This window comes from Actinomadura miaoliensis (assembly GCF_039536785.1).
Taxonomy (GTDB): domain Bacteria; phylum Actinomycetota; class Actinomycetes; order Streptosporangiales; family Streptosporangiaceae; genus Spirillospora; species Spirillospora miaoliensis.
Genome location: NZ_BAAAZG010000001.1, coordinates 324,746 through 342,149, shown reverse-complemented (window position 1 = coordinate 342,149; position 17,404 = coordinate 324,746). Strand labels below are relative to the sequence as shown.

Annotated in this window: 14 protein-coding genes and 1 pseudogene; 5 read left to right on the top strand and 10 right to left on the bottom strand. The window is 72.5% G+C overall.

The window, feature by feature from the left end:
• Window positions 1-8: 8 nt before the first annotated feature.
• The 5 genes from ABD811_RS01635 to ABD811_RS01615 form a co-directional block, all read right to left on the bottom strand.
• On the bottom strand, window positions 9-461 hold the full coding sequence (locus tag ABD811_RS01635; RefSeq protein WP_344939625.1) for a LysR substrate-binding domain-containing protein: 453 nt from the start codon (window positions 459-461) through the stop codon (window positions 9-11).
• A gap of 861 nt (window positions 462-1,322) precedes the next feature.
• On the bottom strand, window positions 1,323-2,828 hold the full coding sequence (locus tag ABD811_RS01630) for an acyl-CoA synthetase (protein ID WP_344939623.1): 1,506 nt from the start codon (window positions 2,826-2,828) through the stop codon (window positions 1,323-1,325).
• Between the two features lie 130 nt (window positions 2,829-2,958).
• A complete protein-coding gene (locus ABD811_RS01625; protein WP_344939621.1) occupies window positions 2,959-3,414 on the bottom strand; it encodes a MaoC family dehydratase in 456 nt (151 codons plus the stop codon).
• A gap of 11 nt (window positions 3,415-3,425) precedes the next feature.
• Complete coding sequence (locus tag ABD811_RS01620; protein WP_344939620.1) at window positions 3,426-4,313, bottom strand: amidohydrolase family protein; 888 nt, start codon at window positions 4,311-4,313, stop codon at window positions 3,426-3,428.
• Window positions 4,310-5,227 (bottom strand): SDR family oxidoreductase, encoded by a 918-nt coding sequence (locus ABD811_RS01615; protein WP_344939618.1) that lies wholly within the window; start codon window positions 5,225-5,227, stop codon window positions 4,310-4,312. Before ABD811_RS01615 ends, ABD811_RS01620 begins: the two co-directional genes overlap by 4 nt.
• Window positions 5,228-5,391: 164 nt before the next feature.
• Here ABD811_RS01615 and ABD811_RS01610 point away from each other — a divergent pair, with 164 nt between their 5' ends.
• Entirely contained in the window at window positions 5,392-5,850 is a 459-nt protein-coding gene (locus ABD811_RS01610) for a MarR family winged helix-turn-helix transcriptional regulator (protein ID WP_344939616.1), read from the top strand.
• A 3-nt stretch (window positions 5,851-5,853) separates the two neighbouring features.
• On the opposite strand, the gene ABD811_RS01605 is transcribed toward ABD811_RS01610, so the two are convergent.
• The 4 genes from ABD811_RS01605 to ABD811_RS01590 are packed head-to-tail and all read right to left on the bottom strand — an operon-like array spanning window position 5,854 to window position 10,483.
• Window positions 5,854-7,050 carry a cytochrome P450 gene (locus ABD811_RS01605; RefSeq protein ID WP_344939614.1) on the bottom strand — a complete coding sequence of 399 codons (1,197 nt, stop codon included), beginning with the start codon at window positions 7,048-7,050 and terminating at the stop codon, window positions 5,854-5,856.
• 23 nt (window positions 7,051-7,073) lie between these two features.
• Window positions 7,074-8,720: a phosphonate ABC transporter, permease protein PhnE gene (phnE, locus tag ABD811_RS01600; RefSeq protein ID WP_344939612.1), complete on the bottom strand. Its 1,647-nt coding sequence runs from the start codon at window positions 8,718-8,720 to the stop codon at window positions 7,074-7,076.
• Entirely contained in the window at window positions 8,713-9,486 is a 774-nt protein-coding gene (phnC, locus tag ABD811_RS01595; protein WP_344939611.1) for a phosphonate ABC transporter ATP-binding protein, read from the bottom strand. Before phnC ends, phnE begins: the two co-directional genes overlap by 8 nt.
• Before the next feature lie 10 nt (window positions 9,487-9,496).
• Entirely contained in the window at window positions 9,497-10,483 is a 987-nt protein-coding gene (locus ABD811_RS01590; protein WP_344939609.1) for a phosphate/phosphite/phosphonate ABC transporter substrate-binding protein, read from the bottom strand.
• 164 nt (window positions 10,484-10,647) lie between these two features.
• On the opposite strand from ABD811_RS01590, the gene ABD811_RS01585 reads away from it, so the two are divergent.
• From ABD811_RS01585 to ABD811_RS01570, 4 genes are all read left to right on the top strand, one after another.
• A complete protein-coding gene (locus ABD811_RS01585; RefSeq protein WP_344939607.1) occupies window positions 10,648-12,036 on the top strand; it encodes an alpha/beta fold hydrolase in 1,389 nt (462 codons plus the stop codon).
• On the top strand, window positions 12,033-13,364 hold the full coding sequence (locus tag ABD811_RS01580; RefSeq protein ID WP_344939605.1) for a hypothetical protein: 1,332 nt from the start codon (window positions 12,033-12,035) through the stop codon (window positions 13,362-13,364). The genes ABD811_RS01585 and ABD811_RS01580 overlap by 4 nt, the downstream gene beginning before the upstream one ends.
• 26 nt (window positions 13,365-13,390) lie before the next feature.
• Window positions 13,391-14,395, top strand: coding sequence for a PaaX family transcriptional regulator (locus ABD811_RS01575; RefSeq protein WP_344939604.1), 1,005 nt, complete (start codon window positions 13,391-13,393; stop codon window positions 14,393-14,395).
• A gap of 122 nt (window positions 14,396-14,517) precedes the next feature.
• Window positions 14,518-15,651: a serine hydrolase domain-containing protein gene (locus ABD811_RS01570; protein ID WP_344939602.1), complete on the top strand. Its 1,134-nt coding sequence runs from the start codon at window positions 14,518-14,520 to the stop codon at window positions 15,649-15,651.
• 170 nt (window positions 15,652-15,821) lie between these two features.
• Here ABD811_RS01570 and ABD811_RS43835 read toward each other — a convergent pair.
• Window positions 15,822-16,904, bottom strand: a pseudogene (locus ABD811_RS43835) (acyl-CoA thioesterase/BAAT N-terminal domain-containing protein); the annotation flags it as partial.
• Window positions 16,905-17,404 lie beyond the last annotated feature (500 nt).

Here is a 17,404-nt window from a genome sequence, read left to right as displayed (position 1 = left end):
CTTTCATCCTATGCAGTGCCGGACACAGGTTTATTATAACCTTGACAAGTAGATTCATATGGATCATTTACCTGTGGCCCATTCCATGAAACATCAACTGCCATGCTCCTGCGGTGCGCATCCTCAACGGTCCGGCGGGGCGATCGGAGCGGCGCATCGGTGGGCCAGGTCGGCCGGCTTCTGGCTGTCGCGGGGGCGAGCGGATCGTCGGTGCGCAGCAGCGCGCCCACCGGGTCGGCGCGAAGCTCGCGCACGACCAGGCCGGTCTGGTCGAACGGCCCGCGGGTCAGGGCGACGTCGACCGATCCGGTGCGCAGCCCGCAGGTGGGATCGGTCAGGTCGGTCTCGCGGACGCGCACCTCGACGCGCGGGTGCCGCCGGTGGTAGGCGTCGGCCAGCTGTGGCGCGCCCGGGTCGGTGCTGTCCCCCAGGATGCCGACAGTGCCGGCCGCCGCGGTCACACGTACGCGCTTCTGCGGCCTAGGTGAGCAGGGCGCGCGCATCGTCGAGCAGCACCGCGCCCACCGGAGTGAGGGCCGAGGACCGGTTGATCGCCGACGTGTTGTGTCGGTCGTCGGGCCGTCATGAACTGTCAAGGGCGGCGTCGTCGGTGCCGTCGTGAAGGTCGGTCCTGGCCGGTCCTGTGAGTCGCTGGCTCGTGGGATCGGAGGGGGGCTTGGCCGGCCGCGGATCGGGCTTGACCTGAGGGTCGGGGGAGACGTCACCGGAGGGGCGGCGTGAACAAGGGCGCGGATCTGCGGCTCCAGAGCCGCGCCACTGCAGCGCATTCGGCTATCGGGCAGGCATCAGGCGGTATGGGGCGTTGCCTGATCGTTAGGGCGCGCTGTGGGTGCTGCTTCTTGGGCGTGCCGGCCGGGGGGGACGACTGGCGAGGCCGCCATCGGCCCGAGCGGTGGCTCGTCAGCCCCCGCGCGCCGCTGCGACGGCTCTGCTCGCGCTGTTGGACGGCATGCAGCAGCAATGGCTGCTCGACCCCGAGCAGAACGACCACCCGGAAATCATCCGGGACGTGCTGATGGTCCTGTTCGGCACACGACCAGCGGAATGACGCCCTGACCGACTCGGCCTCCTGCCAGCGCAGCGCCCCGTCGTGACGCCATAGCGCCGGCCGGAGCCGGGTGGGGGCGGAGGGGCCTGGCCGAGTGGAACGACAAGCCGGTGGCCCCGCCCAGGGAGATGAACCGGCCCGAGAGCCGCCCGGACCGGGGCGCGGGGCTTTTCGTTCCGGACGGCCGTTGTGTTATCGCGTTCGTGTGTGTTGGTAGTGGCCGTTCTCCATGGCGGGGGAGGTGTGCGGTCTCTCAGGAGCGGGTGGCGTGGTGCGGGTCGTCAGGGAGGGGGGTCTCCCGCAGCCGTCCCTTCTGGATCTTGTTGGAGCCGGTGCGGGGCAGTTCGGCGACGATGTCGAGATGGGCGGGGATCTTGTACTTGGCCAGCCGGCCGGTCAGGAACGCCCGTAGTCCGGCGAGGTCCAGGTCGGCGCCGGGTGTGGTGACCACGAAGGCCCGGCCGGTCTCTCCCCATGTCGTGTCGGGGACGCCGACGACGGCGACCTCGGCGACGGCGGGGTGTTCGAAGATGGCGGCCTCGACCTCGGCCGGGTAGACGTTCTCCCCGCCGGAGATGTACATGTCCTTGACGCGGTCGATGATGTGGAAGAACCCGTCGGAGTCCACCCGGGCGATGTCGCCGGAGTGGAACCAGCCGCCTTCGGAGAACGCCCGGTCGGTGGCGACGGGGTCGTTCCAGTAGCCGGGGGTGACGTTCGGGCCCTGGATGATGACCTCGCCCGGTTCGCCGGGGTCGGTGTCGGTCAGGTCGGGGCGGACGCAACGGACGTTGGTGAAGAACACCGGGACCCCGGCCGAGCCCGCCTTGCGCAGGCTTTCGGCGGCCTCCAGGAACGTGGCGCCGGGGGCGGTCTCGGTGAGGCCGTAGCCCTGGCAGAACGTCAGCCCGCGTTCCTGGTAGGCGTGGATCAGGGAGACGGGGACGGAGGCACCGCCGGCCATGAGGCTGCGCACGGACGACAGGTCGGCGTCTTTCCAGCGGGGCGACCGCGCCAGCGCGGCGAACATGGTGGTCACGCCGAACATCCAGGTGACGCGGTGCCGGGCGATGAGGTCGAAACACTCGTCCACGTCCCAGGACGGCATGATGACCGAGCGTCCGCCCTTGAGGAAGGTGGGCAGCAGGCACTGGTTGAGCGCCGCCACGTGGAACAGCGGGGCGCTGACCAGCGTGACCTCGTCCCCGGCGACGTCCACGCCGATCAGCAGGTTGTAGCAGTTCCACACCAGGTTGCCGTGGGTGAGCGTGGCGCCCTTGGGACGGCCCGTCGTTCCGGAGGTGTAGAGGACGCAGGCCACGTCGTCGTGGGAGACCGGTACGTCGATGGGCGCGGGGTCGCCGGCGGCGAGCCACTGTTCGTAATCCAGTTCGCCGTCCGCCGGGCCGTCCAGCGCGACCACCGTGTCCAGCCCGGCCGTCCGTTCGCAGGCGTGCACGACGGACGCGCACTGCGGGCCGTAGACGAGCACCGCCGCGCCGCTGTGGCCCAGCATGTAGTCGATCTCCGGTGCGGCGAGCCGGAAGTTCAGCGGGACGAAGATGCCGCCGAGCAGGTGCGTGGCGAACATGGTCTCCACGAACGCCGGGTGGTTCGGCCCCAGGTAGGCCACCCGGTCGCCCTTGCCGATCCCGGCGGCGCGCAGCCGGTCGGCCAGCCGGGTCGTGCGTTCGTGTACCTGTGCGTACGTCAGCGCGCGGTCTTCGAAGACGAGGGCGGTGCGGTCGGGCGACATCATGGCCCGCCTGGCCGGCCATCCCCCGAGCCCTGCGTTCAACACGGTCCTGTCACTCCTTTGCGTGGGGGGCGGCCGGCCGCGCCCGTGGCCTCTGCCTCGCGTGGACGGCCGGCGCGCCGGCCCCTGCGTCTCAGGCGTAGTGGCGGTAGACGGTGCGGGCGACGCAGGCGGGCTTGTCGGACCCGTCGATCTCGACGGTGAAGTCGCACAGCATCTGCACCCCGTTGCCGGCCACGTCCTCGACGGAGGCGACCTTGGCGCCGAGCCGGACCCGGGACCCGACGCGCACCGGGCTGGGGAAGCGGACCTTCTCCAGGCCGTAGTTGATGCTCATCGCGGTGCCCTGGATGTCGAGCAGGGCGTTGAACAGGGGGATGACGAGGGAGAGGGTCAGGTAGCCGTGGGCGATGGTGCCGCCGAACGGTCCGTCCTTGGCCTTCTCGGCGTCCACGTGGATCCACTGGTGGTCGTCGGTGGCGTCGGCGAAGGTGTTCACCCGTTCCTGGGTGATCTCCAGCCAGTCGCTGTGCCCGAGGTCCTTGCCCGCCAGGGCCTTGATCTCGTCGAGTCCGTTGACGGTGAGCACGGGGGTCTCCTTCAGTCCGTGGTCAGGCCGAGCAGCCGGGCGGCGTTGTCCTTGAGGATCTTGGGACGGACCTCGGGCTTGATCTCGAGCTTGGCGAAGTCGGCCAGCCAGCGGTCCGGGGTGATGACGGGGTAGTCCGAGCCGAACAGCACCTTGTCCTTGAGCAGGCTGTTGGCGTACCGCACCAGCTGCGGCGGGAAGTACTTGGGCGACCAGCCCGACAGGTCGATGTGGACGGTGGGCTTGTGGGTGGCGACCGCCAGCGCCTCGTCCTGCCAGGGGAACGACGGGTGCGCCAGGATGATCCGCAGCTCGGGGAAGTCCACGGCGACGTCGTCGACGAGCATCGGGTTGGAGTACTTCAGCCGGATGCCGCCGCCTCCCGGCACTCCGGCTCCGATGCCGGTCTGCCCGGTGTGGAACAGCGCGATCGCGCCGAGCTCCTCGATGGCCTCGTACAGCGGATAGGCCATGGGGTCGTTGGGAGAGAAGCCCTGGATGCTGGGGTGGAACTTGAACCCCCGCACCCCGTACCGCTCGACCAGCCGGCGGGCCTCCCGCACGCCCGCCCTGCCCTTCCAGGGGTCGACGCTGGCGAACGGGATCAGCACGTCGGGATGCTCGGCGCAGCTCTCGGCGACCTCCTCGTTGGAGATCCGCGGCCACCCGGTGGCGTGCTCGGCGTCCACGGTGAACACCACCGCCGCCATCTTCCGCTCGCGGTAGTAGGCGGCCATCTCGTCGATGGTGGGCTGCCGGTGCCCGTGCGCCTTGAAGTACTCCTCAGAGGCGCCGAACAGCGCCGGGCTCAGCGACCCGTGACCGTCCTTGGAGATCTCGGCGTGGGTGTGCACGTCGATGGCGACGAGCTCGTCGACGTTGATCGAGAGCCCGCTCATTTCCGCGCCTCCGGGACGTTGGGGGCGGGAATGCCGTAGGTCTCCGGCTCGGCGCCGACGCCCGTGTGCCACTGCTCGGCGATCGCCTCGGCGCTCCAGCCGCCGTCGGCGAACGCCACCGTCTTCTCCTTCGGGTGGGCCCACAGCGCCAGCCGGTCGCCGCCGATGCCGATCGCCTGCCCGGTGACGTCCTTGGCGGCGTCGGAGGCCAGGAACGTGATCAGCCCGGTGACGTCCTCGACCGTGCCCAGGCCCTCGTCCTTGCGCAGCCACTCCGGCAGCGGGGCGCCGGTGCGCTCGGACTCGGCGATGACCGGGGCGAACGCCGGGATGGTCTTGGTCATCTCGGTGGCCGCGACCGGCACCACGGCGTTGACGGTGATGCCCGCCCTGGCCAGCTCCATCGCCCACGTGCGGGCCATCGCGGCGATGCCCGCCTTGGCCGCCGCGTAGTTGGTCTGGCCGAAGTTGCCGCGCTGCCCGGCGGGGGAGCCGATGAGGATGATCCGTCCGCCGTCGCCCTGCTCGCGCATCCGCACCGCCGCCGCCCGGGCGCAGGTGAACGTGCCGCGCAGGTGCACCTTGACGACCGCGTCGAAGTCCTCGTCGGTCATCTTCCACAGCACCCGGTCGCGCAGGATGCCGGCGTTGGTGACCAGCACGTCCAGCCGTCCGAACGCGCGCACGGCCGTCGCGACCAGCTCCTCGGCCGCCGCCGTGTCGCCGACCGCGGCCACCACGCCGGTCGCCCGGCCGCCCGCCGAGGTGATCTGCTCCACCGCGGCGTCCACCGCCTGCGCGTCCACGTCGTTGACCACCACCGCCGCGCCCGCGGCGGCCAGCGCCCGCGCGTAGGCCAGGCCGAGGCCGCGCCCGCTCCCCGTGACGATCGCGACCCTGCCGTTCAGGTCCATGGTTTCCATCCTTCTGTCACACCAGTGCGCAATCGACAGGAATCCTGTCGATTGACAGTCTTGTATCCGACAGGTTTCCTGTCAATCGTTCACTCGTGGTCGGTGGCAGGATCCTTCTAGCGGCAGCACAGCGCACCGACCGGCGCGACCAGGGAGCACACCGAATGACGACCACTCCGGCCGACCAGGACCGCACGCCCGACGTCAAGGCGCCGCCGTCGCTGCTCTACATGGTCAAACGGCTGGAACTGGCGGTCCGCTCGGGCCTGGAGGACCTGGTGCGGCCCGCGGGCGTCACCGCGCTGCAGTACACCGCCCTGACCGTGCTGGACCGGCACGACGGCCTGTCGGCGGCCCAGCTCGCCCGCGACTCCTTCGTCACCGCCCAGTCCATGGCCGACATGGTGCGCGCGCTGGAGAGCCGCGGCCTGATCCGCCGCGAGCGCAATCCCGCCAACCGGCGCGAACTGCTCATCCACCTCACCGACGCCGGCCGGGAACTGCTGGCCGACCTCGCCGAGCCGGTCCGCGACCTGGAGGAGCGCATGATCGGCGACCTCAGCCCCCGGCAGGTGGAGCAGTTCCGGCAGGCCCTGTCCAGGACGTGGCACGCCCTGTCCTGAGCGCTACCCGCCGGCGCGCGCGGTGAGGCGCAGCGGCACCGACCTGGGGCCGAACTCCAGCCAGTTGAACATCTCCACCTCGCCGTCGAGGGCCACGCGGGCCGTGGTGTCGAGCAGGGCCCGCAGCGCGGCGGCCATCTCCAGCCGGGCCATGGCCGAGCCGGGACAGCGGTGGGCGCCCCGGCCGAACGCCAGGTGGCGGTTGGGACGCCGGTCCAGGTCCAGCCGGTGGGGGTCGGCGAAGACGGCCTCGTCCCGGTTGGCCGAGGGGAACAGCATGGTGACCGGCTCACCGGCGCGGACGGTCCGGCCGCCGAGTTCGACGTCGCGGGTGGCGGTGCGGGCGAACACCCGGTAGGGGGCGTACAGCCGGAGCATCTCCTCGACGGCGTTCGGCATCAGATCCGGCCGTTCCCGCAACCGCTGCTGCAGATCCGGGTCGCGGGCCAGGTGCACGGCGGCGCTGCCGAGCACCGCGTGCGGGGCGCCGATGCCCGCGACGATGGTCTGCCGGACCGTCCCGACCACGAGGTCGTCGGGGATCGGGCGGTCCGGGTCGCGGGCGGCCTCCAGCAGGCTGGTGACCATGTCGGTGTCCGGGTCGCCGGGGTCGCGGCGGCGTTCGTCGACGATCCTGCGGGCGATGCCGTACAACTCGTCGCTGGCCGCCCTGATACGGGGCCTGTCCATGTCCTGGATGGCGAAGCTGTACTCCACCCCGATGCGGCGGATCTCCAGTACCCGCTCGACCGGCAGGTCCAGGAAGAGCGCGAAGCACTGCGCGGCGAACGGCAGCGCGAACTCCGCGGAGTAGTCGCCGCCGCCGCGTTCCAGCATCGGCCGCAGCAGTTCGTGCGCCGCCTCGGCGAAGGCGGGCGCCAGGCGGCGCACCGCGGCGCGGCTCATCACCCGGTCCAGCGGGGCCCGGTAGACCCCGTGCTCGGGCGGGTCGTAGTGCAGCGGGGGCCGGCGGGCGCTGCGCGGCACGTGCGGGACGACGTTCTGCACGGCGGTGCTGAACGTGTCGCTGTCGCGGGCGACCCGTACGACGTCCTCGTAGCGGGTCACCGCCCAGAAGCCGCCGTAGGCGTCGCTCCACGGCACCGGGCAGCGCCGCCGCAGGCCGGCGTAGACCTCGTGGGAGCTGTCGAATGTCTCCGGTAGGCGGGGATCCCAGTCGGACGGGCGTTCGGCGGTCATCGCTTCCTTCCTCGGCGGGCGGGTCACAGCAGGTGGCGGCGGGCGAGGCGGGCGAGCGCCTCGATGCCGTAGACGACGACGGCGATCGCGATGACGATGGCGCAGGTGACGTCGTAGCGCAGGGTGGCGATGGACTCCTGCATCAGGTAGCCGACGCCGCCCGCGCCGACGATGCCCAGCACGATCGACTCGCGCAGCGCCAGGTCGGCGACGAACAGGCCGTTGCCGGTGAACGACGGCACGAACTGCGGCCAGATCCCGGCGGTGAACGCCTGCGGCCGGGTGGCGCCGACCGAGGTCAGCGCCTCGTGCGGGACCGGGTCGAGCCGTTCCAGGGAGTCGGTGAAGAACTTGGCGGCCAGCGCGGTGCAGGAGATCCACAGGGCCAGGAACCCGGCGAACGGGCCGAGCCCCAGCGCCGCCACGAACAGCAGCGCGTACACCAGGTCGGGGATGCCCCGCATGACCACCACCAGGGCGCGGACCAGCGCCGACAGCGGTCGCCAGGGAGCGACACCGGTCGCGGTGAGCAGGGCCAGCACGAGGCCGCCCAGCGTGCCGACGGAGGCGGCGCCCAGCGCCATGAGCAGGCTCTCCAGCACCCCCATGAAGATCTCGCCGGAGAACGCGGGCGGCCACATCCCGGTGAGCATCGCGCGCACGTTCGGCCAGGCGCCGGCCAGCCGGTCCAGGCTGAGGTCCAGCGACCACAGCGCGACCAGGAAGACCGCCACGGCCGTGCCCGACCCGGCGAACCGCAGCACGCGGTCGCGGTCCCAGCCGACGTCGTGACGGGCACGCCTGCCGGCGGGCAGCGCCGCCGACCCGGCCGACCGGTCCTCCCCGCTGTGCCGGCGGATCGCCACCGACAGCAGTTCCAGCAGCAGGATCAGCACGATGATCACGCAGATGACGCCCGCCGCGCGCCGGTAGTCCAGGCTGCCCAGCGCCGTCTGCAGGGCCACCCCGATGCCGCCGGCCCCGACCACGCCGAGCACGGACGACGCCCGGATGTTGATGTCGAGCCGGTAGAGGACCACGGCGACGAGCGCGGGCAGCACGCGCGGCAGCACGTTGGAGAAGGCCACCTGCGTCTCGCGGGCCCCGCAGGCGCGGACCGCCTCGGCCGGGACCGGGTCGGCCTCCTCGATCGCGTCGGCCAGCAGCTTGGCGATCATGCCGACCGAGTGCACCGCGACCGCCAGCGCTCCGGCCAGCGGCCCCAGCCCGAACGCCCGCACGAACAGGATCGCGAACACCAGCGTCGGCACCGCCCGGGTCAGCACGATGACCAGCCGGGCCACCGGCCGGGCCAGGCCACGGCCGGGGCGGGTGTGCGCGGCGGCGAAGGCCAGCGGCACCGAGGCCAGCGCCGCCAGCCCGGTGCCCGCCACCGCGATCAGCAGGGTCTCGACGATCAGCGAGACGATGTCGCCGGCGGCCGGGAACTCCGGCGGCAGCATCCGTTCCAGCAGCCGCCGGGTGTCGCCGAGCCCGGCGGCCAGCGTCAGCGGCGACAGGCCGATCCACCAGAACGTCACGCAGGTGACGGTCACGGCGGCGGCGAGCAGCCCGGCCGCGACGACGGCGCGGGCGCCCAGCGGCGGGCGCAGGGGCCCCGGGCCGGGGGCCTGCCGTTCGACGTGCACGGCCTGTTCGGTGCTAGTCATGGCGGGCGCTCGTCTCCTCGTAGACGGCCCGCAGCCGTTCCTCCGGGAGGGTGGCGGCGGGCTCGTCCAGCACGATCCGACCCGACCGCAGCGCCACCACCCGGTCGGCCGTGGACAGCGCCAGGTCGATCTGGTGGAGGCTGCACACGACGGAGATGCCGTCCTCGGCGCTGATCCGCTTGAGGGTGTCGAGCACCAGCACGCTGGCGGCCGGATCCAGCGAGGCGACCGGCTCGTCGGCCAGGATCAGCTCCGGGCGCTGCAGCAGCGTCCGGGCGACGGCGACCCGCTGCTGCTGGCCGCCCGACAGCGTGTCGCAGCGCTGGAAGCGCTTGTCGGCCAGGCCGACCCGGTCCAGCTGCTCCACCGCCCGTTCCCGCAGGGCGCGCGGGTAGGTCATCACGCCGTAGCGCGGCCAGCGCAGCGTGGCCAGCGCCCCCATGAGCACGTTCTCCAGCGCCGACAGCCGCCCGACCAGGCCGAACTGCTGGAAGACGAACCCCACCCGGGCGCGCAGCGCCCGCAGCTCGCGGCGGGAGCAGCCGGCGGGGTCGGCCCCGAGCGTGCGGACGGTGCCGCGGTCGGGCAGGTGCATCCCGTTGACCAGCCGCAGCAGGGTCGACTTGCCGGCGCCCGAGGGGCCGACCAGCGCGACGAACTGGCCCTGCGGAACGGTCAGGTCGATGCCGTCGAGCACGACGCCGCCGCCGAAGCCCTTCTCGATCCCGGCGAGGTCCAGTACCGCCCCGCCGCCGATGTTCTTCATGCCGGGCTCCTCAGTCACCGGAGGTGCAGACGTCGGCCTTGGTGACCTCGCAGATCCGGGCGATCGGCTGGTAGGTGCCGTCGTCGGCCGCGACGAAGGTCCAGGCGTTGGACGAACCGAGCGGGCAGGCCGTGGCGCCGGCCTGGTCGCCCCAGGCCGCCGGGCCCTTGATCTCCTTGCCCGCGCACAGCCCGGCGGAGGCCGCGCCGGTTGCGGTCAGCCCGGTCACGGTCTTGGTGATCTTGTCGCGCATGTCCTGCGGCAGCCAGGTGCCGACCACCACGGGCGGTCCCGGGATGAGCGGCGAGGTCCACACCTTGCGGACCTGGCCCGGCTTGAGCTGGCCCCGTGCCGGCAGCAGGGTGTCGATGAACACGTCGCCGACGAAGGCGACGTCGCAGTCGCCGGCCAGCAGCGAGGCGACCGCCGTGTCGTGGCCCTTGGTGAACACGGTCTTGGCGTCCTTGGCGGCGTCCACCCCGGCTTCCTTCAGCGAGGCCAGCGGCTGGAGGTAGCCGGTGGTGGAGCCGGGGTCGGTGAAGCAGACGTCCTTGCCCCTGACGTCCGCGAGCGACTTGATCGAGGTGTCGTCGCCGCGGGTCACGCCGTAGGCGTAGGCGCCGGGGTCGCCCTTGGGCGCCTGGAGGGGCACGGCGACGGGCCGCACGTCGGCGCGGCTGCGGGCCAGGTAGTAGCTGAAGGCCCCGTAGACGGCGACGTCCACGCGCTTGGCGACCTGGGCCTCGACGACGGCGGCGTTGCTGGCCACGGCCTGGAACTTGACCGGGACGCCCAGGTCCTTCTCCAGGGCGGTGACGATCGGGGCGAAGGCCGCCTGCAGATTGTCGGTCTGCTCGGAGGGGATGGCGGCGAACACCAGTTGGTCGGGGCGGCCTTTCCCCGCGGCGCCGCGCGCCCCGGGACCGGTGCCGCAGGCGGAGACGAGACCGGCCGCGGCGGTGACCGCGATCACGCTCATGGCTGTCTTCCGGAACATCGGCGACTCCCTCACTACGGGGTGGTCGGCTCAAAGTAGGCAGGTGAAGAGGCATTGTCAACAGTTCTGCGACGGCCGTAGGATTCCTGCCGAACATTACGTGCTGCTCTAAGCGGACGATCGTCCAATCAGCGTCTCCTAATGCCGCCCCCCAGGAGCCGGACATGCCCTTCCCCTTCCGGAGAGCCGCCGGAGCCGTCGCCACGGCCGCCGCGCTCGCCCTCGTCCCCACCCCGCCCGCCGCCGCCGAGGACGGCCCGATCAGCCTCCGCGGCGTCCACCCCACCGGCGCGACCTACGCCATCGAAGTCCCCGCGAACTGGAACGGCACGGTCCTGGCCTTCAGCCCCGGCTACGGCCAGGGCGCCGGGCCGCAGCAGCGGCCCGCCGGGCTCGGCGGCAACACCGCCGCGCAGAACTGGCTGCTGGAGCACGGCTACGCTCTCGCCGGCACACGGCCGTACGGCGACGGCTGGGCCGTCGAGGAGACCATGCGGGACTCCGCCTCGACGCTGGCCGTCCTCGCCGAGGCGGCCGGGACGCCCGAGGCCACGCTGGCGTGGGGGTCCTCGATGGGCGGCAACATCGCCGCCGGCCTGGCCGAACGCAGGCCCGACCTCGTCGACGGCGCGCTGCCCTACTGCGCCTCGGTCGCCGGCCCGGTGGCCATGCTCAACCAGGCGCTCGACGCGGCGTTCGCCTTCAAGACCCTGCTGGCCCCCGGCAACACCGACATCAAGCTGACGCGGCTGTCGTCGGCCGAGGAGGAGACGCGCGGCAACACCGCCGCCCGCACGGTCCTCGACGCCGCCCAGCAGACCCCGGCGGGCCGGGCGCGCATCGCCCTGGCCGCCGCGTTCGCCCAGGTCTCACCCTGGTCGGTGACCGGCACGCCCGAACCCGCCGCGAACGACTGGGCCGGTCAGCAGGCCCAGCAGTACGCCGCGTTCATGCCGACCGTGTTCTCCCCGCGCTACCCGCTGGAGCAGCGCGCCGGCGGCAGCATGTCCTGGAACACCGGCGTGGACTACCGAAAACTGCTCAAGGAGTCCGGCCGCACCAGTCAGGTGCAGGCCCTCTACCGGCAGGCCGGGCTCGACCTCGACGCCGACCTGGCCCGCCTCGACAGGGCGCCGCGCGTCTCCGCCGACCCGGAGGCGGTCGCCTACATGGAACGCAACTTCACCCCCAGCGGCGAACTGGACGTCCCCGTCCTGACGCTGCACGAGCGCGGCGACAACTTCCCCACCGTCACGCAGGCCCGCGCCTACTCCGACGCCGTACGGCGGGCCGGGGACGGGCGGATGCTGCGGCAGGCGTTCGTCGACAGGCCGGGTCACTGCGGCTACACCGGCGCCGAGTTCGTCGCCACCGCGCTGACACTGGAACGCCGTGTCAGGACCGGCCGGTGGAGCGACGACGCCGGCGCCCGTGAACTGGGCCGCCTCGCCGAACGCCTCGCCGCCCGGGACCCGGACCTGGGCACCGCCCAGTTCATCCGCCTCACCCCCGACCGCTTCCTGCGCCCGCACGTCCCCGGAGGCACCCGATGAAGCTCCGCGCGACCACCGCCGCCCTCACCGCGTTCACCGCACTGCTGGCGACCGGCACGGCCGCTGCCGACACCGCGACGCCACGGGAACTGACCGGCGAGCACGCCGACGGCACCGCCTACGTCATCACCGTTCCGCCCAACTGGGACGGCACCCTGCTGCTGCTCGCCAACCGGGAGCGTCTCGACACCCCGTTCCAGGACTGGGTGACCCGCCAGGGGTTCGCGGTCGCCGGAACCGATTCGCGGCCCGGCTGGCAGCTCAGCACCGACCTGCGCAACATCGCCGCCACCCGTGCGGTGTTCGCCGGCAAGGTGGGCGCCCCGGCCCGCACCGTGGTGCTGGGCAACTCCCAGGGCGGCCTGCTGACCCGCGGCTTCGTCCAGTACTACGGCCACCTCGTGGACGGTGCGCTGCCCGCGTGCGGCGGCGGCGCCGGGACCGTCGCCATGTGGAACACCAAGCTCGACGCCGCCTGGGCGCTCAAGACGCTCGTCGATCCCGGCTCGCCGCTGTCGCTGGTGGACATCACCGACACCGCCGCCGAGCAGGCCGCCCTGACCGACCTGATCGGCCGCGCCAAGGCCACCCCGCAGGGCCGGGCCCGGATCGCGCTGGCCGCCGCGTTCGCCCAGGTGCCCGCGTGGAACGACCCGGCGTCACCCGAACCCGACCCCGATGACCTGGACGCGCTGGTCGACGGGTGGAGCGCCGGGCTGCCGTTCGCCGTCGGCGCCCAGGTCCGCGCCCCCTACGAGCAGTTCCTCGACGGCAACCCCTCGTGGAACACCGGAGTGGACTACCGGCGGCAGCTCCGCGTCTCCGGCCGGGAGAAGACGATCAACGCCATCTACCGTCAGGCCGGGGCCGACCTGAGCGCCGACCTCGACCGGCTCGCCCGCGCCCCCCGGATCGCCGCCGACCCGGACGCCGTGGCCCGCGCCGAACGGTTCATCACCTTCGACGGAAGGCTGCGCGACCCGGTGCTCACCCTGCACACCGTCGGCGACTCGGCCGGGCCGGTGTCCGACGAACGCGCCTACCGGGAGACGGTGAACCGGACCGGGGCCGCGTCGCTGCTGCGGCAGACGTTCGTGAACCGGGCGGGACACTGCACGTTCAGCGTCGCCGAACGCGCCACCGCGCTGTCGGTGCTGCTGGAGCGCATCGACACCGGCCGCTGGCCCTCGGTGACGCCGCAGGCCCTGCGCCGCCGGGCCGAAGACGCCCCGGACCCGGCGCCCGGCGACGTACTGTTCACCCGGGTCACTCCGCCGCCGCCCGCCCGGACATGGGACGCCGGCGACTGGGGCACCTACACCGACTGAGAGGGACCGACGATGAGGGGCGCCGGGTGATCGCGCCGACGACGACCGGCTCCCTGCCTCGGGGCAGGCAGGGAGCCGAGCCGCAACGCCTGCTGACGACGCTGCTGGGCGACTACTGGTTCTGGCGGCAGGAGCACATCCCGTCGGCGGCACTGGTCCGGCTGCTCGCCGAGTTCGACATCACCGAGGCCGGCGCCCGCGCGGCCCTGCGCCGGGTCGCCTCACGGGGACTGCTGACCAGCTCCCGCGTCGGCCGCACCACCGCCTACGGGCTGCCGCCCCGCGCCCACGACGTGATCGTGGCGCACATGCTGCGGCTGCTGACGTTCGGCGCGTCCACGCCGTCGTGGGACGGCCGGTGGACCGTGGTGATGTTCTCGGTGCCCGAGGACCGGCGCGACACCCGGCGGGCCCTGCGCGACGGACTGCGCCTGCTGCACTTCGGCATGCTCTTCGACGCCGTCTGGGTCAGCCCCCACGACCGGACCGCCGACGTCGCCGCGCTCGTCCGCAGGCTCGGGGTGGGCGGTGTCACCGTCTTCCGGGCCACCGAGGTCGCCGACGAGGGCCTTGACCGGGTCCTGGACCGCGCCTTCGACATCAGCACCCTGCAGGACCGGTACCTGCGGTTCATCCGCACCTACCGGGAGGAGGCCGAACGCGTCACCCGGCCCGACATCTCACCCGCGGACGCCCTGCGGCTGCGCACGGCGGTCATGACGGACTGGCGCGCGTTCCCCACCCTCGACCCCGACCTGCCCGCCGAACTGCTGCCGCCCGACTGGCCCCGCGCCGAGGCCAGACGGCTCTGCGTGCACATTTACGACTCGCTGGGCGAACCCGCCGAACAACGGTTCCGGGAGATCCTGGCCGACCATGCCCCCGAGCTGGCGGACCTGGCCTCCCACCACACCTTCGCCCAGGCGTCCACCCTGCGCGCCGGCCACGAACGGCGCTGGACGGAGTTCGACGAGACCACCGACCGAGACCGCCTGACCATGCTCACACGACCCCCCGACACGACAACGTGAGTTGATCAAAGCGGACGGCCAGAGGTGGCCACGACGCTCGCCTGGCCTACCGGGCCGCGCTCCCTTGATCATGAGCCGAGGCGCCGGCGCCGGCCGGCGACGGAAGCGATGGGGGTCGCAACATGATCAGGACGACTCGCCGCAGGCTCGCCGCGGCCGCCGCCGGGGTGGTGCTGGCCGTCACCGCGGGTGTCACCGCGCCGCCGGCCGCGGCCGTCCAGACCGACCACACCGCCACCCAGGAACTGCTCGACCGATTCCTGCTGCAGGCCGGCCCCGGCGCGGCCGTCCACGCGGGCAACGCCACCGAGTCGTGGACGCTGACCGCCGGGACGGCCAAGACCGGCCAGAACCGGCCGATCACCGCGGCGGACCACTACCGGATCGGCAGCCAGACCAAGACGTTCACCGCCGCGACGGTGCTCCGGCTCGTCGACGACGGGCTCGTCGAGCTGGACGCGCCGATCGAGCGGTACCTGCCCGGCGTGGTGACCGGCAACTACGACGGCGGCGTCATCACCGTGCGCCAGCTGCTCCAGCACACCAGCGGGATGGTCCGCGAGGTGCGGGACGCGCGGGCCAACGCGGACGGCACGTACACACTGGCCGAGCTGGTCCGGTCGGCCATGGACGAGCCGGCGCAGGCCGCGCCCGGTGCGGGGGTCCACTACTCCAACGTCGCCTACCTCGTGCTCGGCATGCTCATCGAGCGGGTCACCGGGCAGTCCGTCGGCGACGCGATCACCAGCCGGATCATCACGCCGCTCGGGCTCACCGGGACGTCGTTCCCGGCGCCCAGAGTGCGGGCGCTCGCCGACCCGTACGTGCCCGGCTACTACGGCGGCCGGGCCGGGTCGTTGTTCTTCTGGTACGACGTGACCACGTCGGTCGAGTTGTCGTTCTGGAGCACCGCGGGCAACATGGCCTCCACCTTGGGCGACCTGGTGAAGTTCTACCGGGCGCTGGGCGAGGGCCGGGTGTTCTCGGCGGCGGCGCTGGCCGAGATGCGGCGCACGGTCGCGGTGCCCGGCGGAGCCGGCGGACGCGCCGGGCTCGGCATCGACGAGGTGCCGCTGCCGTGCGGCGGCGTGGCATGGGCGAAGAACGGCGGCCTGACCACCGGCCACACGTCGATGACGATGGTCACCGACGACGGCCGGTTCGCGTCGGTGGTCACCAACGCGTTCGTCAACAGCACGACTTCGCTGACGCTGATGGTGGACGTGCTGGAGTCCGCCCTGTGCGAGGACGCCTGACACGGCGACTCATCGCCCGTGCGTGCGGCGCCCGCCACGGAACTCGCCCTGTGGACCCCGGCCTCCCGCGCCCGCGTGACCGCCAAGCGCGGCGCGGGCCCGGCCCTGCTGTGACGGCATGAGCTACCCTGCGGGACGTAGGGGACGTTGCAGATCCCGTGGCCGGCGCCGGGGTAGATCGCGGTCTGGAGCGGGGCGCGGGTGCGGGTCGGCTCGAGATCGTCCATGATCTGCCGGGCGGAGGATTGGGAAGGCCAGAGTCTGTCGTCGGTGCCGGCGATCGCCAGGCGGGTCCGTTGACGTGGTCGAGGGGGATGGTCCCTGTGGGGATGGGCCGGGCGTTGCGGGACCAGGCGTTGCCGTTGCCGGGGAATGCCGGAATCACCTCGGAGGAGGGCGCGCAGGCGACCACGCCGTGGATCAGTTCCGGGTAGTGCTGGCCCATCAGGAGGGCGGCTTCGCTCCCTCGTGAGTGGCCGCGCATGACCAGGCGAGCGGGGTCGGCGCCGGGCTGGGCCGCCAGGAAGCGGGCCGCGCGCGAAGTACTCCAACGGGATGTCCCGCAAGGCCGCCGGCAGGCCCGGCGCTCTGAAGTAGGCGAGGGCCAGCGCGGGGTGGCCGTGCGAGGCCAGCAGCGCGCCTGCGTAAGGGTCGCCGTTGCCGCCTTCGGAGCCGCCAATGAGGATCACCGCGGGTTTGCGGCGCGTTCCCGGTGGCGGCAGAAAGAGTTCCCCGGAGATCTCGTCGGCGCTCAACGTGAGGGCCTGCCGGGTGACGCCGCGGGCCGACCATTGCCGGGTCAGTGTCCGCTGGGCCAGGCGGCGGCCGTGCGCGGTGACGGTGATCTGCACGGTGTAGGACGGCTGGTCGCCGGGGTTCGTCGGCCGGAACCAGGACTCCTCCGGGTCGCCGGTGGGCGGCTTCATCGACCAGAACAACCCCATGCTGTCGGGTCCGGAGTAGGTGCCTGAGATCGGCCGGGCCCGGCGGAGATCCACCCGGCCGTCGTCGTCGGCGCGGAACCTCGCCTGGCTCTGCCACCGCGTCTGCCGCTCGTCGGCGGTGGAGGCGGTCACGGTGACCTCGTCCTTGGCCGCCAGGCCGGAGACCGTCAGGTGAACGGGCCGGTCCGCCGGTGCGACCGGTGCATCGACGCCGATCACGGCGCGCGTGCTGTGCGGCCGGCTGCATGCCGACGACAAACCCGCGGCACCGAGAAGAACGACAATGGCGAGGACACTCGGTCTGCGCATTCCCACTCCTGGGCAGCGGGTCCATCGTTGATCCTGCGGGCGTCGTCTGTCAAAGGTCATTACCGGTGGCCGATCAATGTGCAGCCACCGGCTGCTGCACCGCCCGCCGACCTCGTTTTCAACCTCTAATGTGCGCGTTTGTGCTGCATTCTCTGCCGTCCCGCGCACGACCACAAACCTGCGTCTACCTCCGGCTTCGGGAATGCGCCCTCAGCGAGCACTCCGCCCTCGTGCTGCGCGCCACCTGCTCCGGCGAGCCCTTTGAAGGAACACCAACCGCGGCCCGGCGAGCGACCGTCCGCGCCGTCAAGCGCCCCGGCAATCCGCCCGGACGAGCAGGCGCGGCACGGTGCGACCAGCGCCGGGCCCCCACAGCCTTCGGTGACGACGCTGGCCCCCGCCGGGCGCCGCGCAGCACCCGTCGCCGTGCCCCGCTCGGAAGCGCGGCCGGCACCAGGCTGCGTTGCACTTCCAGGGCTCCGAACCGGCGGCGACGCTCG